Annotated in this window: 19 protein-coding genes; 12 read left to right on the top strand and 7 right to left on the bottom strand. The window is 63.4% G+C overall.

The window, feature by feature from the left end; all coding sequences use genetic code 11:
* Window position 1: 1 nt before the first annotated feature.
* From pcaF to pobA, 3 genes are read left to right on the top strand one after another with little or no spacing between them, the layout of a single operon-like run.
* Complete coding sequence (pcaF, locus tag FEZ63_RS16635; protein WP_150946515.1) at window positions 2–1,207, top strand: 3-oxoadipyl-CoA thiolase; 1,206 nt, start codon at window positions 2–4, stop codon at window positions 1,205–1,207.
* 12 nt (window positions 1,208–1,219) lie between these two features.
* Complete coding sequence (locus FEZ63_RS16630; protein ID WP_150946513.1) at window positions 1,220–2,275, top strand: 3-carboxy-cis,cis-muconate cycloisomerase; 1,056 nt, start codon at window positions 1,220–1,222, stop codon at window positions 2,273–2,275.
* Between the two features lie 37 nt (window positions 2,276–2,312).
* Complete coding sequence (pobA, locus tag FEZ63_RS16625; protein ID WP_150946511.1) at window positions 2,313–3,482, top strand: 4-hydroxybenzoate 3-monooxygenase; 1,170 nt, start codon at window positions 2,313–2,315, stop codon at window positions 3,480–3,482.
* A 27-nt stretch (window positions 3,483–3,509) separates the two neighbouring features.
* Here the strand turns inward: pobA and FEZ63_RS16620 are convergent, their stop codons facing one another.
* The gene (locus tag FEZ63_RS16620) at window positions 3,510–3,755 is read right to left on the bottom strand and encodes a hypothetical protein (protein ID WP_150946509.1); all 246 of its coding nucleotides are present in this window, start codon (window positions 3,753–3,755) and stop codon (window positions 3,510–3,512) included.
* Window positions 3,756–4,284: 529 nt separating this feature from the next.
* On the opposite strand from FEZ63_RS16620, the gene FEZ63_RS24850 reads away from it, so the two are divergent.
* Entirely contained in the window at window positions 4,285–4,461 is a 177-nt protein-coding gene (locus FEZ63_RS24850; RefSeq protein ID WP_153245863.1) for a hypothetical protein, read from the top strand.
* A 39-nt stretch (window positions 4,462–4,500) separates the two neighbouring features.
* Here the strand turns inward: FEZ63_RS24850 and FEZ63_RS16615 are convergent, their stop codons facing one another.
* The 3 genes from FEZ63_RS16615 to FEZ63_RS16605 all read right to left on the bottom strand — a co-directional run bounded on the left by FEZ63_RS16615 (window position 4,501) and on the right by FEZ63_RS16605 (window position 8,361).
* Entirely contained in the window at window positions 4,501–4,725 is a 225-nt protein-coding gene (locus FEZ63_RS16615; RefSeq protein ID WP_150946507.1) for a DUF6894 family protein, read from the bottom strand.
* Window positions 4,726–4,874: 149 nt separating this feature from the next.
* The gene (locus tag FEZ63_RS16610; RefSeq protein ID WP_420846292.1) at window positions 4,875–6,179 is read right to left on the bottom strand and encodes an alpha/beta hydrolase; all 1,305 of its coding nucleotides are present in this window, start codon (window positions 6,177–6,179) and stop codon (window positions 4,875–4,877) included.
* Window positions 6,180–6,318: 139 nt separating this feature from the next.
* Entirely contained in the window at window positions 6,319–8,361 is a 2,043-nt protein-coding gene (locus FEZ63_RS16605) for a sensor histidine kinase (protein WP_150946506.1), read from the bottom strand.
* Between the two features lie 146 nt (window positions 8,362–8,507).
* Here FEZ63_RS16605 and FEZ63_RS16600 point away from each other — a divergent pair, with 146 nt between their 5' ends.
* Both FEZ63_RS16600 and FEZ63_RS16595 read left to right on the top strand, forming a co-directional pair.
* On the top strand, window positions 8,508–8,957 hold the full coding sequence (locus tag FEZ63_RS16600) for a GNAT family N-acetyltransferase (protein ID WP_150946504.1): 450 nt from the start codon (window positions 8,508–8,510) through the stop codon (window positions 8,955–8,957).
* A gap of 61 nt (window positions 8,958–9,018) precedes the next feature.
* Entirely contained in the window at window positions 9,019–10,830 is a 1,812-nt protein-coding gene (locus tag FEZ63_RS16595) for an ATP-binding cassette domain-containing protein (protein ID WP_150946501.1), read from the top strand.
* A gap of 31 nt (window positions 10,831–10,861) precedes the next feature.
* Here the strand turns inward: FEZ63_RS16595 and FEZ63_RS16590 are convergent, their stop codons facing one another.
* Window positions 10,862–11,647 carry a tellurite resistance TerB family protein gene (locus tag FEZ63_RS16590; protein ID WP_150946498.1) on the bottom strand — a complete coding sequence of 262 codons (786 nt, stop codon included), beginning with the start codon at window positions 11,645–11,647 and terminating at the stop codon, window positions 10,862–10,864.
* 74 nt (window positions 11,648–11,721) lie between these two features.
* Window positions 11,722–12,741, bottom strand: coding sequence for a fumarylacetoacetate hydrolase family protein (locus FEZ63_RS16585; RefSeq protein WP_150946496.1), 1,020 nt, complete (start codon window positions 12,739–12,741; stop codon window positions 11,722–11,724).
* A 79-nt stretch (window positions 12,742–12,820) separates the two neighbouring features.
* On the opposite strand from FEZ63_RS16585, the gene FEZ63_RS16580 reads away from it, so the two are divergent.
* The 3 genes from FEZ63_RS16580 (at window position 12,821) to FEZ63_RS16570 (ending at window position 15,055) form a co-directional block, all read left to right on the top strand.
* Entirely contained in the window at window positions 12,821–13,909 is a 1,089-nt protein-coding gene (locus FEZ63_RS16580) for a TRAP transporter substrate-binding protein (protein ID WP_150946550.1), read from the top strand.
* Window positions 13,906–14,670 (top strand): hypothetical protein, encoded by a 765-nt coding sequence (locus tag FEZ63_RS16575; protein ID WP_201274186.1) that lies wholly within the window; start codon window positions 13,906–13,908, stop codon window positions 14,668–14,670. Before FEZ63_RS16580 ends, FEZ63_RS16575 begins: the two co-directional genes overlap by 4 nt.
* A gap of 106 nt (window positions 14,671–14,776) precedes the next feature.
* Complete coding sequence (locus tag FEZ63_RS16570) at window positions 14,777–15,055, top strand: hypothetical protein (RefSeq protein WP_150946494.1); 279 nt, start codon at window positions 14,777–14,779, stop codon at window positions 15,053–15,055.
* 13 nt (window positions 15,056–15,068) lie between these two features.
* Here the strand turns inward: FEZ63_RS16570 and hmgA are convergent, their stop codons facing one another.
* Entirely contained in the window at window positions 15,069–16,433 is a 1,365-nt protein-coding gene (hmgA, locus tag FEZ63_RS16565) for a homogentisate 1,2-dioxygenase (RefSeq protein WP_150946492.1), read from the bottom strand.
* Window positions 16,434–16,551: 118 nt separating this feature from the next.
* Between hmgA and FEZ63_RS16560 the strand changes: the two genes are divergently transcribed.
* The 3 genes from FEZ63_RS16560 (at window position 16,552) to hppD (ending at window position 18,885) form a co-directional block, all read left to right on the top strand.
* Complete coding sequence (locus tag FEZ63_RS16560; protein ID WP_201274185.1) at window positions 16,552–17,049, top strand: MarR family winged helix-turn-helix transcriptional regulator; 498 nt, start codon at window positions 16,552–16,554, stop codon at window positions 17,047–17,049.
* The gene (gene maiA, locus FEZ63_RS16555) at window positions 17,046–17,678 is read left to right on the top strand and encodes a maleylacetoacetate isomerase (protein WP_150946490.1); all 633 of its coding nucleotides are present in this window, start codon (window positions 17,046–17,048) and stop codon (window positions 17,676–17,678) included. The genes FEZ63_RS16560 and maiA overlap by 4 nt, the downstream gene beginning before the upstream one ends.
* Window positions 17,679–17,769: 91 nt before the next feature.
* Window positions 17,770–18,885, top strand: coding sequence for a 4-hydroxyphenylpyruvate dioxygenase (hppD, locus tag FEZ63_RS16550; RefSeq protein ID WP_150946488.1), 1,116 nt, complete (start codon window positions 17,770–17,772; stop codon window positions 18,883–18,885).
* The last annotated feature ends 79 nt before the right edge of the window (window positions 18,886–18,964 follow it).

The raw sequence follows: 18,964 nt of genomic DNA, 5'->3' as shown, positions 1-18,964 counted from the left end.
CATGCGAAACGCTTATATCTGCGCCTATCTGCGCACGCCCATCGGTCGATATGGCGGGGTGCTGTCGAGCGTTCGCGCGGACGATCTCGGAGCGGTGCCGCTGCGGGCGCTCATGGAACGCTTTCCGTCCGTCGATTTCGAGGCGATTGACGACGTGATCTTCGGCTGTGCCAACCAGGCCGGTGAGGACAATCGCAATGTCGCGCGCATGTCGCTGTTGCTCGCCGGACTGCCCGGTAATGTGTCGGGCACCACCATCAATCGTCTCTGCGGATCCGGCATGGACGCGGTCATCGCCGCCGCCCGCGCCATTCGTTCGGGTGATGCGGATCTGATCATCGCAGGCGGCGTCGAATCCATGTCGCGGGCGCCTTTCGTGATGCCGAAAGCCGAGACGGCGTTTTCGCGCAATGCCGAGATTTTCGACACGACCATCGGCTGGCGCTTTGTCAATCCGCTGATGAAACAGCAATACGGCATCGATTCCATGCCTGAGACCGGCGAGAATGTTGCGGCGGATTTTTCCATCTCGCGGCAGGATCAGGATGCGTTCGCGCTGCGCTCGCAGCAGAAGGCAGGCGCGGCGCAGAAGAATGGACGGTTCGAGAAGGAGATCGTTCCCGTCACAATCAAGCAGCGTAAGGGCGATGCGCTCACGGTCGCGGCGGATGAACATCCGCGCGGCGACACGACGCTGGAGATGCTGGGGAGGCTTCCGACGCCGTTCCGGAAAAACGGCACGGTGACGGCCGGCAATGCCTCCGGCGTGAACGATGGTGCAGCCGCACTCATCATCGCGTCCGAGGAGGCGATGAAAAGATACGGGCTTGCGCCTATCGCCCGCATTCTCGGCGGAGCCGCTGCGGGCGTTGCGCCGCGCATCATGGGGATCGGCCCGGTTCCGGCAACACAGAAGCTCTGTGCGCGGTTAGGATTGAAGCCGACGGATTTCGATGTGATCGAATTGAACGAAGCCTTTGCAAGCCAGGGCATCGCGGTGCTGCGTCAACTCGGCATTCCCGAGGATGGCACTCACGTCAATCCCAACGGCGGCGCCATTGCGCTGGGCCACCCGCTTGGCATGTCGGGCGCGCGCATCACCGGTACGGCGGCGCTCGAGTTGAAAATAACCGGGAAGAAGCGGGCGCTTGCGACCATGTGCGTGGGTGTCGGACAGGGTGTTTCCATCGCTCTCGAGGCTGTCTAGGCGCGCCGCATCATGACAACGAACCCCACATCGCCTCTTCTTCACGCGCTCGTCGGCGATGAAGAAGTGGGCGCGCTTTTTTCCAACGAGGCCGAGCTCGCGGCAATGCTTCGCGTCGAGGCAGCACTCGCGGAGGCAGAGGCCGAGTCCGGTCTGATCGCGCCCGCGGCAGCGCGCGCCATCGGCAAGGCCTGCCAAAGTTTTCAAGCCGATTGGCGGGCGCTTGCCGAAGGTCTGGCGCAGGATGGTGTCGTGGTGCCGGCATTGGTCACGCAATTGCGGGCGGCGGTGGGCGAGCCCCATGCCGGCGCGGTCCATCTGGGTGCGACCAGTCAGGACGTCATCGACAGCAGCCTGATCCTCCGGCTGAAAGACGTGACGGATGTTTTTCTCCAGCGTCTCGATCATCTGATCTTGGCTCTCGAGGCCCTGAAAATTCGCGACGGGACGATCCCGTTGATGGCGCATACGCGCATGCAGCAGGCACTGCCCTTCACCGCCGCCGACAAACTCGACACCTGGATCGCACCGCTGAAGCGCCATCGCGCACGACTGCTCGAACTGATGCCGCATCTGCTGGTGGTCCAGCTTGGCGGCCCGATCGGAACGCGCGCCGAGCTCGGAGGTAAAGGTGACGCGGTGGCGGCTGTCCTGGCGGCGCGGCTTGGCCTTCGCCTCGCCCCCGCCTGGCACTCGCAGCGGGACCGCCTCGCTGAATTCGGCGCGTTTCTATCGCTGCTGTCGGGAACGCTCGGAAAGCTCGGTCAGGATATGGCGCTGATGGCACAGAATGAGATCGGGTCGCTGCGTCTCTCGGGCGGCGGCGGCTCGTCGGCCATGGCGCATAAATCGAATCCGGTTGGCGCGGAGGTTCTCGTTGCGCTTGCGCGCTTCAATGCGGGGCTTCTCGGCACCCTGCATCAGGCATTGGTGCACGAGAACGAACGTTCGGGCGCCGCGTGGACGCTGGAATGGATGGTGCTCCCGCAAATGACCATCGCTGCCGCCGCCGGGTTGCAGAGGGCGCAAACGCTGGTCGCAGGCGCGACTTTTATCGCTTTGGAATAACCCGCAGTTCGTGGGCTGCGGACGGAGGAAATAGACAATGCGCGTGCAGGTCGCGATCATCGGTGCAGGGCCCGCGGGGCTCCTGCTCGGACGGTTGCTTGAAAACCATGGCATCGAGACTGTCATCCTCGAACGGCGAAGCCGCGACTACGTGCTCGGCCGGGTCCGGGCCGGCGTGCTCGAACAGGGCACTGTCGAGTTGCTCGATGAGGCCGGTGTGGGCGGCCGCATGCGCGCCGAGGGCCTGATTCATGATGGTATCGAGTTTTGCTTCGATGGCGATCGTCACCGGTTCGACTTTCACGACCTGATCGGCCGCAGCGTGATGGTCTACGGTCAGACCGAGGTCACGCACGATCTCATGGATGCGCGCGACGCATCTGGCGCGAAGACGATCTATGAGGCGCAGGACGTCTCGTTGCACGATTTCGACGGAGAGAGGCCAAAAGTCCGCTACACGAAGGATGGCGTGACGCATGAGATCGCCTGCGATTTCATCGCCGGATGCGACGGTTATCACGGGGTGTCGCGGCAAAGCGTGCCGGAAAATTCCATCCGCATTTTCGAGCGTGTCTATCCGTTCGGCTGGCTCGGTGTTCTGGTCGATCGTCCGCCGGTCGCCCACGAGTTGATCTACGCGCATCACAGCCGCGGCTTCGCATTATGTTCGATGCGGTCGCCGACGCGCAGCCGCTACTACGTCCAGTGTGCGGCAGGCGAGACGATCGCCGAATGGTCGGATGACCGGTTCTGGGATGAGCTTCGCAGCAGGCTCGATCCTGAGACCGCCGGAAAACTCATCACCGGGCCCTCGCTCGAGAAATCGATTGCTCCGCTCAGAAGCTTCGTTGCCGAGCCGCTTCGCTTCGGCCGGCTCTTTCTCGCCGGCGATGCGGCCCACATTGTGCCGCCGACGGGCGCCAAGGGGCTGAACCTCGCCGTCAGCGACGTGCGTTATCTCGCCCAAAGCCTGGTGGAGTTTTATGGGGAGCGCTCTCAGGCCGGCATCGCGGCCTATTCGGCCCGCGCGCTGGCGCGGGTCTGGAAGGCCGAGCGCTTCTCCTGGTGGATGACGTCGCTCCTTCACACCTTCCCGAACACCGATGATTTCGGTCGGCGGATTCAGCGTACGGAGTTCGAGTATCTCGCGGCCTCACGTGCGGCAGGGCAATCTCTTGCGGAGAACTACACGGGCCTGCCGGTCTAGGAAACTCGCCGCCTGACGCGGCGAGGCTCAGTTGACCGCGTAGGACGGCGCGTCGCCCATATTCGCGGCGGCGGCGGCCATCAACAGGGCCTCGCCCAGTTCGCGCGCGCGTTCAGGCGTCATCGCCACGGGCATCTTGTGCCGGATGCCTTGCGCGAAATCCTCCGCATTGGCTGCAATCTCAATCACCATCATGGCGTCGCGGCCATCGAGGGTGCCGACGGAGAATCCGGTCAGGGCGCCGATGAGGTCGAGGTTTAGGTCCGGGGGCATCTGTGTCTTCCACTTCATGACTGAACGTCACGCAGATGTAGCCGAATCGGCGAACCCCGTCTGCTCTACAACCGGAGAGTGGATAGTGTTGCTGAGGTCAAACGCCTCTGGGCCGGGATTTCGGCGCCGGGGGCGCGATGCCATTTCGAAGCCGCCGGGTGTGCCATCCCCTTTGGTAACTGGCGGCGACGCAACCACAATGGGCGGCGGTCCCGGATGGCGAGCGGGGCAGGCGGGTCATTCCGCAAGAAAAGTCCGCCTCCGCTTCAACTCGTCCGATCATCCCGAAGAAGCGCGTTAACAAAACTGCAGGTTAGCGGTGGTTCCGGGCGGTTGGGAGCGCGATTATACTTGACCGTATGCGTTGCGGAGTGGTTTTGTCGGGCGCAATCGTTGCGGAGTGAGGGCGATAATCCGGCTCTCGACGAGCAGGCGCAAGCGGTCGGCCCGTGTGGCTCGCACCGATTTCCCCTGGGACCGAAACACCTTGTCCGCCGGCGTCGTGCCGCGGGCTTTCCTAGGACCGACTATGAAACAGATAGCCCTCACGCTGGTCGCCGCCGCTCTCATGGCCGGCTGCGTCTCCTCGAACACGACCAGCCAGGAACCCAATTACGTTCAGGCTCAGATCTATCAATCCCCGGCGCCCATCGGAAACACGCTCGGCGACAACAGCATGTCGCCTGCCGTCGGCGGCCCGCGTTAAGACAACAAACGAAGCGGGGCGGCGTTTCAGGCGCCCCGTTCAGGCATGAGCGTTGCAGAACGGCACGATCGCCACGACGCTGCCGTCCGAATCGTACACATTCACCAGCCAGTCGGACCAATCCACCAGGTCGGGCAGACCGCTCATGAGCGATCCGGCCACGTGGGCGGCGGCGCGTTCGAGCCTCTGCGGGTGAACGCGTCTTCCGCGTCGGTCGACAACGAGATCGACGCCGTTGGTGCAGTGAAAATAATGACGCGGCATTACCGATCTCCCGCTGATAGCTCCTCCCGGCACAACGAGACAAAGATCGGCTGGGTGACCGGGTTCCGTCGCCTGGCGGAACGAACGCCGATACCCCCGCTATCCCCTCGATTCACAGGCTGTGCACAACCAGCCTGGGGATAAGCGCGTCAGGGCGCTGGGCGTGCAGCGTCGGCTGGCGCCCTGACCACCAGATCGCCCGTCGCGGCCGCGCTGTTGCTGATATGGTTGCCGAATTCTTCCATCTGGCCGCCAAAATTGTTGCGGGTCCGCGGATCGACCACCGCCACCGGCGCCGTGATGATCAGGCCCGCTGCATTTCCCACGGTCGCTGCCGCCCCGGTGGTCACCTGAACGATGCGCTCGCCCAACCCGACGCGGGAATCGGTGATCGTATCCTGGTTGGCGAGACGCTGGCCGATGAGTTGCACCACGTCCGGGCTTTCGGCAAATTTCGCATGGTTGAGACGATCGCCGGTGCTGAGCTTCGTCAGGTCCAGAACCGTGATCTTCTCCTGTGCGAGCTGGCTCCGGTAGGGCTCCTGCTCCGGATCGATGGCGCCGAGGCGGGATGTGCTGCCCCAGACACGCCGGGACACGGCGAGCGCACGGTCGTCCTGCGATACGAAAAGCGTGAAATTCGGACGGTTCGGGCCGAATTGGGAGAATTGCGCGCGAAACACGTCCACATCCACGTCCGGCGCCGCCAGCATGACATTCTTGATCTTCGGCGCGATCTGCTTGTTGCGGATCGCCATCTGGCGGAGCGCCTCGATGGTCACCCAGTTGCCCATGGAATGGGCCAGGATCGAAATCTCCCCGACCGCTGGATCTCGCGCAAGGCTGGTCAGGAGGCTTTCCAGCGAATCGCGGGAATAGTTGGCGCTCTCCCGGTCATAGCCGTAGGCGAAGAGCGAGCCGCGAGACGGCCACGTGAAGAGGATCGGGACGATGGGTGTGCCGGAATCGTGGACGATCTGGGCGAACCGGAAGACCGCGTCCTCGAACCGATTGTTGAAGCCGTGGATGAAAACGAGAACGCGCCGCTGGGGCGTGCGCACCACGGAGCGGTTGAACCACTTCAGCGCCGCGGCCTGATCGAGCGGATCGGCCTTCAGGGCCACGAAATCGGTGGCGGGGTTGCCGGGCAGCGAGCGCGGCCATTGCACCTCGCCGATCTGTCGCGCGTGGGTGGGCGGGATGGACACCGTGATGTTGGCGAAGCTAGCCTTGGCCCCGCCGCGCTCGCCGCTGAACATTTCGCCGGGAGAGAGCGCCTTGTCGCGGGTGGTCGCCACCAGCATATCGACCTGTGCGGTGCCGGGCGCGCCATGAGCAACGGGGAGCAGCACGCCCTTGGGCGTCCCCGCGCAGGCTGCCAGCGCGAACGCCATGGCAATGCTGACAGCGATCCTCTGAAAGCGACGGGCGGCGGAGGCGGACACATCTGACATTGCAAGCCGTTGAACTCTAGACTGCCGAGCGCACGCCCTGCTTCCGTCGGGAAACTGGACTATGGCGCGCCATTTCGCAACGTAAAGGTACCGCTGCCTCTCGCGGGAACGCTGGTGTTCCGAAGGAAATGATGATGAATCACAGTGGCACGGCAATCACATAGGACACGCCCACAGGCGCGAAATGCGCCGTGACGACCCCCGTCAACTCGCCCTCGATGCTCCGGCGGATCAGGCGCGTGCCGAAACCGTGATGCTTCGACGGCTTGACGACGGGGCCATCCATCTCACGCCAGTGCAGCCGCAATTCCGGCGCCAGCGCCTCCGATTGCGAGACGATCGACCAGCGCAATTCCAGGCGGCCCGCCGCGGTTGAAAGCGCGCCATACTTGACGGCGTTCGTCACGAGTTCGTGCAGCACGAGCCCGAAATTGATGGCGTGACGTGACGGCAGGTTCACCATCGGGCCCTCGATCGTCACGCGCTCATCCTGATCTCGCCGATAGGGCGCGAGCTCCTGCTCGGCGATGTCATGCAGGTCGGCGTCGCGCCACGAATTGCGGGTGAGGAGGTCGTGGGTCTTCGAGAGGGCCATGAGCCGGCCTTCGAAGGCCTGGCGGAACTTCTGCGGATCGGGGGCGGTGCGTTGCGTCTGGGCCGCGATAGATTGAACGGTTGCGAGCGTGTTCTTGACCCGGTGATTCAACTCGTCGAGGAGCAGCCGCTGCTGGTTTTCGGCCTGCTTGCGGGCTGTGATGTCTTGAAAGATCCCGACGAAATAGACCGGCCGCTTGAGATTGTCGAAGAACACGCGGCCTTTCGAGTTGATCCAGCGCGCGTCGCCGTTCGGGCGAACCACCCGGAACTCATCCTCATAATCCCCGTCCCCCAGCGCCGAGATGCGGAGATTTGCCAGGACCTTTTCGGCATCGTCGGCATGGACAAGGCTCAGCCAGGCGGGGAGCGTCGTGGTGGTTTGGTCGGGTGACAGCCCCAGCAACAGGGCGGCCTGGCTCGACCAGCCTCCTGTCCCTTTCAGGTGGTCATACCACCATGTGCCCATCTCGCCTGCCTCAAGCGCGAGGCGAGCATGTTCCTCACTTGCCTGGAGGGCGCGTTGGCGCTCGGCGAGATCGTCCATCAGGTCGTTGAATGCGCGCGCCAGCACGCCCAGCTCTCCGGGCGCACCGCGGAGGTCCATGCGGGCGTTGTAATCGCCCCGCCGCCACGCCCTGACCGCGTGAGTCATGGCCTCGAGCGGTTTGGCAATGAATGCTCGACTGGCGAGCCACGATGACGATAGGGCGAGAACCAGCGCGGCCGCGATGATCATGAAGCCGCGATTGGCGGCGCGGTTGATGGCGCTGAAAGCCTCCTTCGACGAAAACCCCGCGCTGACGAACATCCCCGCCGATGAGGCACCCGCCGGAATATAGCCGAGGATGCGCTTGACGCCGTCCTGGCTCACGGTTTCGAACGATCCGACCCCGCTTCCCTGAACATATTTCATGAACGGTTCCGGGATGCGGGTTCCGACGAAGCGGTCGGGCAAGGGTTCCCGCGCGATGATGACACCATTCCGATCGGCGATGGTGACCGAGCCGCCCGAGGGCAGAACCCGTTCCGCCAGCTTGACGTCGAGCCATCGCAGGTCGAGCGCCGCGGCGATCGTTCCGACGATTTTTCCATCGTCGCCCCAGATCGGAAGGGCCAGCGGCAGCACGGGATGCGGGCCGAGACCACCCTCGACGAATTCCGACGTGAACTCGCCGACCGCAAATCCCTGCCGCGCCAACGAATCCTTGAAATAGGAGCGCTCCGTGAAGCGGGTACCATCATCCGTCGGCTCGCCCGACCGGCAGCGCACGAGACCATTGAGATCCAGTGCCACCAGGGACAGGATGTGCGGAACTTTCCGCTGAAGGGATTGCAGATAGGTGCTGCAGAGGGGCGCGTTGAGCGTCTTGATCGACAGGGTCTCGTCCACGGCGAGCAGCAGGCTTTGGACGCCGTCGAAGATCCGCTCCAGTTCCGAGGCCGCAAGGCGCGCCTGACGGATCGCCAGGTCGGTCACTTCCGCCTCGCGGGCGCGCCGCAGCGAGACTTCCGTGTACGTCCAGATGATGATCGCCGGCAGAACCGAGATCAGCGCCAGGAGGAGCAGGCGTCTCGTAAGCGTCATGCAAGGGTCCAGCCGATGGAATCGAAAGGGATCACAAAGATCGACACGCGTCCACCCTTAGGAGGTAGCACCTCGGCGCGAATATCCCGCTGGCGGTGCCGGATTGTCGGGCTTCCCTCCGGCATGATCGGCTTTAATATCGATGGATGAGTGAAACCGTTATCCGCCCGGCATCGCAGAGTGACCTGGGCCAAATTCTGGACCTTTACCGGCACCTGAACCCCGACGATCCGCCCCTCGATACAAAGCGGGCCGAACAGGCCTGGTCGGCGCTGCTCGCCTCGGGCTTCGTCACTGTGATCGTAGCGGACGCAAAGGGATCCCTGGTATCCTCCTGCGCATTGGCGATCATTCCTAATCTCACCCGAGCAGCAAAACCCTATGGGGTGATCGAGAACGTCGTGACGCACCCGGAGTATCGTCGCGCCGGGCTGGGCCGCCGCGTTCTCACTGCGGCACTTGACGCCGCATGGCGGGCGGATTGCTACAAAGTGATGCTGGCGACGGGCTCGAAGCTGGAATCCACGCTGCGCTTTTACGAGGGCGCTGGCCTTGTTCGGGGCGGCAAGACCTTTTTTCAGGCGCGCCGCCCATAGGGCTGATCTGACCGGCCGGCTGGCCTTGCATCCGTGGCCGGGAGGTGTCACGGAAGCGCAAATGGCTGCACCTCCTCTTCTGACACTCCAAGACGTTGCTCTTACGTTCGGCGGAACGCCCCTCATCCAAAGTGCCGAACTGGCGATCGCGCCGGGCGAGCGCGCATGTCTCGTCGGGCGCAACGGCTCGGGCAAGTCCACACTGCTGAAAATCGCGGCGGGCCTCATCGAGGCCGATCGCGGCATCCGTTTCGTGCAACCGGGCGCGACGATCCGATATCTCGCGCAGGAGCCCGATCTCGGCGCGTTCGAAAACACGCTCGCCTATGTGGAGGCCGGCCTCGGGCCGGGCGATGATCCGTATCGCGCCCGCTACCTCCTGGAGCAACTGGGCCTCACGGGTGAGGAAGAGCCGGCATCGCTTTCGGGCGGGGAGGGCCGCCGCGCAGCCTTGGCGCAGGCCCTGGCGCCCGCGCCCGATATCCTGCTGCTCGACGAGCCCACGAACCACCTCGACCTGCCGGCCATCGAATGGCTGGAGAGCGAACTGAAAGGCCTCCGCTCGGCGATGGTCCTCATCAGCCACGACCGGCGCTTTCTCGAGAACCTGTCGGAAGCGACGATCTGGCTCGATCGCGGCCTGACCCGGCGCATGGATCGCGGGTTCGCGCATTTCGAGGCATGGCGCGACGAGGTGCTCGAGCAGGAAGAACTCGATCGGCACAAGCTCGACCGCAAGCTTGCCGCCGAAGCCGACTGGCTTCGTTACGGCGTCACGGCGCGCCGCAAGCGCAATGTGCGGCGGCTCGGCAACCTCCATGCCATGCGGCAGGAGCGGCGCGAACACCGAGGCGCGGTCGGGACCGTCAACATGACGCTCGCGGAAAGCGAGCAATCCGGCACGCTGGTCGTCGAGGCCGAAAAAATCTCGAAGGCCTATGGCAGCCGCGTGCTCGTCTCGGATTTGTCGCTGCGCATCCTGCGCGGGGATCGGCTCGGCATCGTCGGGCCGAACGGGGCCGGCAAGACCACCCTCATCAATCTTCTCACCGGCACGGCCAAGCCCGATGAGGGCCGGGTTCGGCTCGGGTCGAACTTGCAGATGATCACGCTGGACCAGCGGCGCATGAGCCTCGATCCTGCGGCGACGGTCGCCGAAACCCTCACCGGCGGGCGCGGCGACACCGTGTCGATCGGCGGGCAGACCAAGCACGTTGTCGGCTACATGAAGGATTTCCTGTTTGCGCCCGAGCAGGCGCGCACGCCTGTGAGCGTGTTGTCAGGCGGTGAGCGCAATCGGCTGATGCTGGCCCGGGCTCTCGCACAGCCCTCGAACCTGCTCGTCCTCGACGAGCCCACCAACGACCTCGATCTCGAGACGCTCGACCTGCTGCAGGAAATGATCACCGATTATTCCGGCACCGTCATCCTCGTGAGCCACGATCGCGATTTCCTCGACCGGACCGCCAGCTCGGTTCTGGTCTCGGAGGGGGAGGGCGTCTGGATCGAATATGCGGGCGGTTATACCGACATGGTGAACCAGCGCGGGCAGGGCGTGCAGGCCCGAGTGGTCGCCAAAGAGGAGAAGCCAAAGGCCGCCGCGAAGGCTCAGGTGGCGCCTCCGTCTTCGTCCAGGCGCAAGATGAACTTCAACGAGCAGCACGACCTGAAGACGCTGCCGGCGCGGATGGCGGAAATCGAGGCGAAGATCGGAAAGCTGCAAGCCGTTCTCGACGACCCGCAGCTCTATGGCCGCGATCCCGAGCGCTTTCAGAAAGCATCATCCGCACTCGGCGCCTTGCAATCCGAACTCGCGGCGGCGGAAGATCGCTGGCTCGAGCTCGAAATGCTGAAGGACGAAATCGAAGGGTAGGGGTTGCGGCAATCGGCAACCCCCTGTCGGATCAGGCGGCGACCGCGCCGCGCACGCCGTCGACCTGCGCATCGAGATGCGCCACGAGATCGGGCGGCAGATTCATCAGGCTCACGAGCCGGTCGAGATAGGCCTTTTCCTCCGGCGTGTCGGCGTCTCCGATCACCAGCCGGGACGCCACGTACAATTCCGATGCCTGTTCGGTCGTCGTGGCGAGCCGCGCGATGCTGGCCGCGTCGGCGGGCTTCGCGATCACGTCCATCAGGAAGCCTTTTTCGGTAGCGCCGAGGCCGAGCTGCTCGATCTGCTCCTGGATACGGGTGCTCTCCATGCTATCGAGATGGCCGTCGGATTTGGCGGCGGAAATCATCGCCTGTACGAGCGCGATCCCCAACTCGTTGCCGTTCTTGTCTTTTTCCTCGGTGGGGTGGAAGCCGCTGCCGGTTGGAACCTGCGCGGGGATCTGATCGAGGGAACCCGCGCCGGGCGTCTGCCTCTTCTTCCAATCCTCGTAAGCCTTGAAGGCGACCGCCGACAGAACTGCAAGTCCGCCTGCCTTCAGCAGCGAGCCACCGGCGGACCGTCCGCTCTTCGATCCCAGAATCAGCGAGAGCAGGCCGCCGCCTGCGAGGCCGCCCATGCCGCCGGGGATTTTCGCCACGATGTCGCTCAGGCTGCCCTGGAGGTCGCCCAATCCGCCCGGGCCACCTTGCCCCCCGAAACCGCCTTGCGACGGCCGGTTGCCGCCCAGTGGGTTCTGGCCGCGTTGCTGACCCTGGCCTTGCATGAGGCCTTCGAGGATGCTGCCGAGATTCATGGTTCACGCTCCCTGTGCTTGCGATGTTGTCCGCTTAAATGGCAGCAGAGCGAAAAGGGTTCCGCAAATATACGTCAGGTTTTCCGTTCATGACGCGCGACGTCCTGCTCGATGGCGCCGAAGATGGATTGGCCCGCTTTGTCCTTCATCTCGATGCGAACGGTGTCGCCGATCTTGAGGAATGGCGTCTTCGCCTTCCCGTCCCTGATCGTTTCGACGGTTCGGAGTTCGGCAATGCACGAATAACCGACGCCCCCGTCCGCAATGGATTGGCCGGGTCCGCCATCCGCCCCCTTGTTCGAGACGGTGCCGGAACCGATGATCGCGCCGGCCCCAAGGTTCCGGGTTCGTGCCGCGTGGGCGATCAGGGTTGCAAAATCGAACGTCATGTCGACGCCCGCATTCGGCTTGCCGAAGAGCGTTCCGTTGAGACTGGAGAGCAGCGGGAGGTGCAGTTTACCGCCGTCCCACGCCTCGCCCAGCTCATCCGGCGTGACGGCGACGGGGGAGAGAGACGAGGCCGGCTTGGACTGGAAGAAGCCGAAGCCCTTGCCCAGTTCCGTCGGCACCAGGTTGCGCAAAGAGACATCGTTGACGAGGACCACCAGCCGGATGGCCGCCGCTGCTTCCCCCCGGGTCGCGCCCAGCGGGACGTCGCCGGTGATGACCGCCACCTCGGCCTCGAAATCGATCCCGTGCGCCTCGTCGATGGCCGGGATTGGATCGCGCGGGTTGAGGAAGCCGTCGGAACCGCCCTGATAGATCAGCGGATCGGTCCAGAACGTGTCCGGCATGTCGGCGCCGCGAGCTTTGCGCACCAGTTCCACATGGTTCACATAAGCCGACCCGTCGGCCCACTGATAGGCGCGGGGCAAAGGGGAGGCGCAATCGTGCTCGTGAAAACGGAACGACGGCACGGAGCCGAGTTCGAGCTGCTCGGCCAGGTCGGCGAGCAGGGGGGCCACCTTTTCCCATTGATCGAGGGCTTGCTGGAGCGTTGGAACGATGAAAAAAGCGTCCGTCGCTCGCGTGAGGTCTTTCGACACCACCACAAGACGGCCGTCTCGACCTTGCTTTAGGGAAGAAAGCTTCATAGCCACCAGCCTGTTTGTTATGCTTAGACGAGCTTGCAACAAAACAATTCGCGGGGAAACGCTTATGACGTCCACAGCCATGAAAAGAAGAAGCTTCCTCACCGGAGCGGGTCTCGTCGCCGCAGCCGGAACGGTCGCGGCCCCGGCGATCGCGCAATCGGCGCCGGAAATCCGATGGCGGCTGACCTCGAGCTTCCCCAAGGCGCTCGACACCATCTACGGCACCGCCCAGACCTTCGCCAAATACATGGCCGAGGCGACCGACAACAAATTCCAGGTCCAGACCTTCGCCGCGGGCGAGATCGTGGGCGGCGGACAGGCCCTCGACGCGGTCCAGAACGGCACCGTCGAATTGGCCCACACCCCGAGCTACATGTATATCGGCAAGGATCCGACGCTTGCCTTCGGCACCGGCGTCCCGTTCGGCCTCAATGCGCGCCAGCAGCATTCCTGGTGGCACTTCGCCGACGGCGCCAAGATTACCAACGAGGTGCTGGCGCGCTACAACGCCATCGCGCTCGCATGCGGCCAGTCGGGCACGCAGATGGGTGGTTTCTTCCGCAAGGAACTGAACACCGTCGACGACCTGAAGGGCCTCAAGTTCCGCATCGGCGGTCTCGGCGGCGACGTGCTGGCGAAACTCGGCGTGGTGCCGCAGCAGATTCCGGCGGGCGACGTGTTCCCGGCCCTCGAGCGCGGCACCATCGATGCGGCTGAATTCGTCGGGCCTTACGACGACGAAAAGCTCGGTCTGGTGAAGGTCGCCAAATATTACTACGCGCCCGGCTGGTGGGAAGGCGGAGCGATGCTGCACCTGATGGTCAACCTGCAGAAATACAACGAGCTGCCGAAGAGCTATCAGGTGATCATGGCGAACGCCTGCGAGGCCGCCAATAACTGGATGCTGGCCAAGTACGATTACGTCAATCCCGGCGGCCTGCGCCGTCTTCTGGCGCAAGGCGTCGAGCTGCGCTCGTTCCCGCAGCCGATCATGGAAGCGGCGCTCAAGGCGGCGAACGAACTCTACGGCGAGATCTCGGCCAAGAACGCTGATTTCAAGCGCGCGTACGATTCGATGGTCACCTATCGTGGCGAGGTGCTGCCGTGGTGGCAGCTCAACGAATACGCCTACGACACCTTCATGATCCGCACGCGCGGGCGCTCATGATCTGCAAATCGTCGGGCGCGAGGCGGCGATGCATCATCGCCGCTTCAACCTTGCTTGCGTTGTATGGCGAGATTTCACGGCCTGCGGCGAGTGAACTCACCATCCCTGACGTGATCTATCCCCGTCTGCCGGCGCGCGCCGCATCGGCGGGCGGATTTATACCAGCCGGATGGGCGATGGAATCGCAAACCTTCGGCGACCTCAACCGGGATGGGATCCCTGATGTTGCGGTGGTTCTCCGTCAGCAAGATCCAAGGAATGTCGTCGCCAATGACGCCGGACTCGGCGCGAACCCACTCGACACTAACCCGCGGATCCTCGCGATCGCTTTCCGCAGCGGGTCATCCGGAGACTATATCCTGCGATTCCAGAACCATACTCTGATCCCCCGTCGCGTCGATCCGGTGTTGGATGATCCTCTCGAGGAGACTGGTGGAATTGCGATCGAACGGGGGGCGCTGGTTGTAAGCCTGCATTCATTTGCGAGCGCCGGGGGATGGACGATGTCGTCCGTCACCTACCGGTTCCGATTCCGGGAAGAGCGCTTCGCGCTGATCGGCTACGATCGTCACTCGGTCACCCGCAATTCCGGCGAGACCGCCGACGTCAGCATCAACTATCTGACCGGCAAGATAAGAGTTGAGCGCGGCGATATCAGTCATGATAAGAAGGAGGTTGTCTGGAAGAAGCTCCCCATTCCGTCGCTGCCGATGACCATCGACGCGATTGGCGATGGATTGGAATTTCATCCCGAAAACTGATTTGCAAGCGAATGGGGTAGGCCGGTTGACCTCAACATGCTGCCAAGACAGTGTCATGCTGTACCGTTCGAGGATTGCAGCATGATTCGAAAGATCGGAACGGTGCTTGGATGGGGGGCTGGCCGGAGCGGTGATCGCGCCCGTGCTCGGCTTCCTCACCGTGCTCGGGTTTATTGTGCTTAACCCGATCTGCCGCAGCCCCGGCGACAGCGGCGGCTGTTACATGAGCGCGGTGACCGTTCCGATCATGCTCGTTGTACCGGGCGCAATGACATTCGCGCTCGCAGGGATGATCCGCCTTCTGGTCCCTACCTTGAGGGGCGTCAGGCCCGTGCAACTCGCACGCGATCTGTGGCGCCGCGGACGGGCTTGGCCATACGATTGAACGGACGACGCCTTCAACGCGGCTCGCGCTGCCCCGGATCAAACATCTTTTTTAAATCGCGCCAGCAATCGATGTAGTCTCTCTGCAGCGTCGGCAATTCGGCGGCGTACTTCGTTACGCGCTGCGGAAAGCGAGTCTCGAACATGAACGCCAGCGTGCCGGTGAGTTTCACGGGCTTGAGTTCGACATTGCTCGCATGGTCGAACGCCGATGCGTCGGGACCGTGCGGCAGCATCTGGTTGTGCAGCGAGAATCCGCCCGGCACGAAACCCTCGGGCTTGGCGTCATAGACGCCATAGACCAGCCCCATGAATTCCGACATCAGGTTGCGGTGATACCACGGCGGCCGGAACGTATTCTCGGCTACCGACCACCGTTCGGGAAAGATGACGAAATCCACATTGGCGGTGCCGGGCGTTTCCGACGGCGCCGTCATCACCGTGAAGATGGACGGATCGGGATGGTCGAACATGATCGCGCCCACCGGCGAGAAATGGCGCAGGTCGTATTTGTAGGGCGCGTAGTTGCCGTGCCATGCCACCACATCGAGCGGCGATTGGCCGATCTCGGTCTTGTAGAGTTCGCCGCCCCATTTGACGAAGAGCCATGACGGTTCCTGCCGGTCCTCATAGGCCGCGACGGGGGTGAGAAAATCGCGCGGGTTGGCAAGGCAATTGGCGCCGATGGGACCGCGATCGGGCAGGGTGAAAGAGCCGCCGTAATTTTCGCAGACGAATGCGCGCGCCGCACCGTTCAGCAACTCGACCGTGAAGATGACGCCGCGCGGAATGATGCAGATCTCACCCGGCTCGATATCGATGATGCCGAACTCGGTGCGGAAGCGAAGCCCATTCTCCTGCGCGACAATCAGGTATTCGCCGTCGGCATTGAAGAAATACGCGTTCGTCATGGAGGCCGTGACGACGAGCACATGCGCCGCCATGCCGACCTGCGTGTCGGAATCTCCGGCGGTCGTGATCGTCCGCAAGCCTTCGAGAAACGTGACGTCCTCCTCGGGCAGCGGTGTCGGATCCCAGCGCAATTGGCCGATGGGAAGATCGGTATCCTCGCGCGTCGGCGCTGTTCTCATCAGGCCTTTGTCGACCTTCACATAGCGGCCGGAATGCTTGACGCTCGGACGGATGCGGTAGAGCCACGAGCGCTGGTTGGTCGCCTGTGGCGCCGTGAAGGGCGAGCCCGACAATTGCTCCGCATAGAGTCCGTAATTGAGCTTCTGCGGTGAGTTTCTGCCGATCGGCAGCGCGCCCTCCAGAGCCTCGGTCTCGAAGCTGTTGCCGAAGCCCGACATGTAGCCGGCGACGATGGCGCTTTTTCGGTGTTCGCGGGAGTGAATATTCGAAACGCTCTGAACGTTCATGGTCCTCTCCTTCGCATGGCGCGGGCGGCCTCGCTTGCCGGTGCGATCCGCGTGCCGAAAGTAGTTGTCAGTGCAACGAATATCGCTTATTGGTTGCAGGAGCAACGGTTAATCGGCGATGGCAACACGTTCCACGGCCCGCAAGGATGAATTCGACGCACTGGTGGTGCTGGAGCGCTTCCTGCCCTATCGGCTGAACGTCCTTGCTGCCTTGAGTTCCAACGCCCTGGCGCAAATTTATGCCGAACGGTTCGGTCTTTCGATTCCGGGCTGGCGCGTCATTGCCACGCTCGGACAATATGATGTGCGGACCGCGCGCGACATCGCAGCCCACGGCATCATGCACAAATCGACGGTTTCGCGGGCGGTCTCCGCGCTCGAGGAGCGGGGCCTGGTGGTGCGCCGGGCAAACCAGCAGGACCGCCGCGAGGAGCTTCTTGCACTCACCGCGCAAGGGCGTGCGATCTATGCGTCGCTCGCGCCCCAGGCGCTCGCTTTCGAAGAACAGCTGGTATCCGTCCTGAGCCGCGAAGAACAGAGGACGCTGTCCTCCCTCATGGACAAGCTGACGCGGCATGCACGCGCGATGGCGCCGGACGGGGAGGCGGGACAGTGAAGCTCTACACCTATTTCAGGTCGTCGGCCGCATACCGGGTCAGAATCGCCTTGAACCTGAAGGGCGTGTCTTATGAATCCGTCGCGATCAACCTGCTGAAAGGCGAGCAGCGTCTGGCCGAATATGGCGCGATCAATCCGCAGCACCGCCTGCCCGCGCTCGATATCGGCGGCTCCATTCTCACCCAGTCGCCGGCGATCATCGAATATCTCGACGAGGCCTATCCGGACCCGCCGTTGCTGCCCGTCGGCGCGGTCAATCGCGCGAAGGTGCGCGCGGTCGCGAGCATGATCGGTTGCGACATCCATCCGCTCAACAATTCTGGCACGCTTGCCTATCTCAAGAACCGTCTCGGGCACGACCAAGTGACAGCCGATGCCTGGTATGCGCATTGGGTCCGCGCTGGTTTCGACGCCATCGAGGCGCTGATCGAGCCGGGGCCGTTTGCTTTTGGATCACGCCCGACAATGGCCGACATCTACCTGGTTCCGCAGGTTTTCAACGCCCGGCGCTTCGACATTTCGCTTGCCGATTACCCGAAGATCGCGGGCGCCGATGTCGCATGCTCCAAACTGCCTGCGTTTGAAAGGGCGGCGCCGGCGCGCCAGCCCGACGCCGCCGAGAGCTGATCAGGGTTCGATCACGAAACGCGTCGCCGTGCCGCCGCGTTTCAAGACCATCGTTCGGCTGCCGGCCGGACATGCCAACAGGAGAAAAGCCATGGGTCCGTTCCCGCACGACGCACCGCCCCCTGCCATTTCGGACGAAAACCCGATGGGTACGGACGGCTTCGAATTCGTGGAATTCTGTCATCCCGATCCGCAGGTGCTCGACCGGCTGTTCAAGATGATGGGCTTCTCGCTCGTGGCCAGGCATCGATCCAAGAATGTGATGCTTTACCGGCAGGGCGACATCAACTTCATCGTCAACGCGCAGCCGGGATCCTTTGCCGAGCAGTTTGCGCGCCAGCACGGCCCTTCGGCACCCGCGATGGCATTCCGCGTGGTCGACGCGAAGCACGCCTATGACCGCGCAATTTCACTCGGTGCCAAGCCGGTGCGGACGCAGACCGGTCCGAACGAGCTCGAGATCCCGGCCATCGAGGGCATCGGCGGTCTGCAGATCTACCTTGTCGACCGCTACGGCGAAAAAGGCTCGATCTACGACGTCGATTTCGAGTGGCTCGGCGAGCCGGATCCAAAGCCTGAGGGCGTCGGCCTCTATTATCTCGACCACCTGACCCACAACGTGGTCCGCGGCCGGCTGGCGGAATGGGCCGGGTTCTACGAGCGGCTCTTCAATTTCCGCCAGATCCGCTATTTCGACATCGCCGGCAAGATGTCGGGCCTCCATTCCCGCGCCATGACGAGCCCGGACGGCAAGATCCGCATCCCCATCAACGAGGATGCGGGGGAGAGCGGCCAGATCGAGGAATATCTGCAGGAATATAAGGGCGAGGGAATCCAGCACGTGGCGCTCGGCTCGACCGATCTCTACGAGTCGATCGAAAAACTCATGGCGCGCGGGGTGGATTTCATGCCGGCGCCCAACGAGATCTATTATTCGCGCATCGACAAGCGCCTGCCGAGTCACGCGGAGCCCGTCGAGCGCCTCAAGGCCGACGGCATCCTGATCGACGGGGAGGGCGTGGTCGAAGGCGGGTTCACGAAAGTTCTGCTGCAGCGCTTCGGCAAGACGGCGATCGGACCGATCTTCTTCGAGTTCATCCAGCGCAAGGGCGATGACGGCTTCGGCGAAGGAAATTTCAAGGCGCTCTTCGAATCGATCGAGGAGGACCAGATTCGGCGTGGCGTTCTCAAGCCCAAGGTAGCCTGACCTGCGGCAGGCCCCGAATCTCGGCCGATTCGGTGCGATCGGGGCCTTCCGCCTCAATTTTTTCCAGTTTCCCCGCCAG

Origin of the sequence: Microvirga brassicacearum (genome assembly GCF_008757455.1) — a bacterium.
Taxonomy (GTDB): Bacteria; Pseudomonadota; Alphaproteobacteria; order Rhizobiales; family Beijerinckiaceae; genus Microvirga; species Microvirga brassicacearum.
This window is presented reverse-complemented; position numbering and strand designations above follow the sequence as displayed.

Bases quoted from the DNA above. Each gene is read 5' to 3' on its own strand.
- pcaF (WP_150946515.1), top strand. From the start codon at position 2: ATGCGAAACGCTTATATCTGCGCCTATCTGCGCACGCCCATCGGTCGA.
- FEZ63_RS16630 (WP_150946513.1), top strand. From the start codon at position 1,220: ATGACAACGAACCCCACATCGCCTCTTCTTCACGCGCTCGTCGGCGAT.
- pobA (WP_150946511.1), top strand. From the start codon at position 2,313: ATGCGCGTGCAGGTCGCGATCATCGGTGCAGGGCCCGCGGGGCTCCTG.
- FEZ63_RS16620 (WP_150946509.1), bottom strand. From the start codon at position 3,755: ATGCCCCCGGACCTAAACCTCGACCTCATCGGCGCCCTGACCGGATTC.
- FEZ63_RS24850 (WP_153245863.1), top strand. From the start codon at position 4,285: ATGAAACAGATAGCCCTCACGCTGGTCGCCGCCGCTCTCATGGCCGGC.
- FEZ63_RS16615 (WP_150946507.1), bottom strand. From the start codon at position 4,725: ATGCCGCGTCATTATTTTCACTGCACCAACGGCGTCGATCTCGTTGTC.
- FEZ63_RS16610 (WP_420846292.1), bottom strand. From the start codon at position 6,179: ATGTCAGATGTGTCCGCCTCCGCCGCCCGTCGCTTTCAGAGGATCGCT.
- FEZ63_RS16605 (WP_150946506.1), bottom strand. From the start codon at position 8,361: ATGACGCTTACGAGACGCCTGCTCCTCCTGGCGCTGATCTCGGTTCTG.
- FEZ63_RS16600 (WP_150946504.1), top strand. From the start codon at position 8,508: ATGAGTGAAACCGTTATCCGCCCGGCATCGCAGAGTGACCTGGGCCAA.
- FEZ63_RS16595 (WP_150946501.1), top strand. From the start codon at position 9,019: ATGGCTGCACCTCCTCTTCTGACACTCCAAGACGTTGCTCTTACGTTC.
- FEZ63_RS16590 (WP_150946498.1), bottom strand. From the start codon at position 11,647: ATGAATCTCGGCAGCATCCTCGAAGGCCTCATGCAAGGCCAGGGTCAG.
- FEZ63_RS16585 (WP_150946496.1), bottom strand. From the start codon at position 12,741: ATGAAGCTTTCTTCCCTAAAGCAAGGTCGAGACGGCCGTCTTGTGGTG.
- FEZ63_RS16580 (WP_150946550.1), top strand. From the start codon at position 12,821: ATGAAAAGAAGAAGCTTCCTCACCGGAGCGGGTCTCGTCGCCGCAGCC.
- FEZ63_RS16575 (WP_201274186.1), top strand. From the start codon at position 13,906: ATGATCTGCAAATCGTCGGGCGCGAGGCGGCGATGCATCATCGCCGCT.
- hmgA (WP_150946492.1), bottom strand. From the start codon at position 16,433: ATGAACGTTCAGAGCGTTTCGAATATTCACTCCCGCGAACACCGAAAA.
- FEZ63_RS16560 (WP_201274185.1), top strand. From the start codon at position 16,552: ATGGCAACACGTTCCACGGCCCGCAAGGATGAATTCGACGCACTGGTG.
- hppD (WP_150946488.1), top strand. From the start codon at position 17,770: ATGGGTCCGTTCCCGCACGACGCACCGCCCCCTGCCATTTCGGACGAA.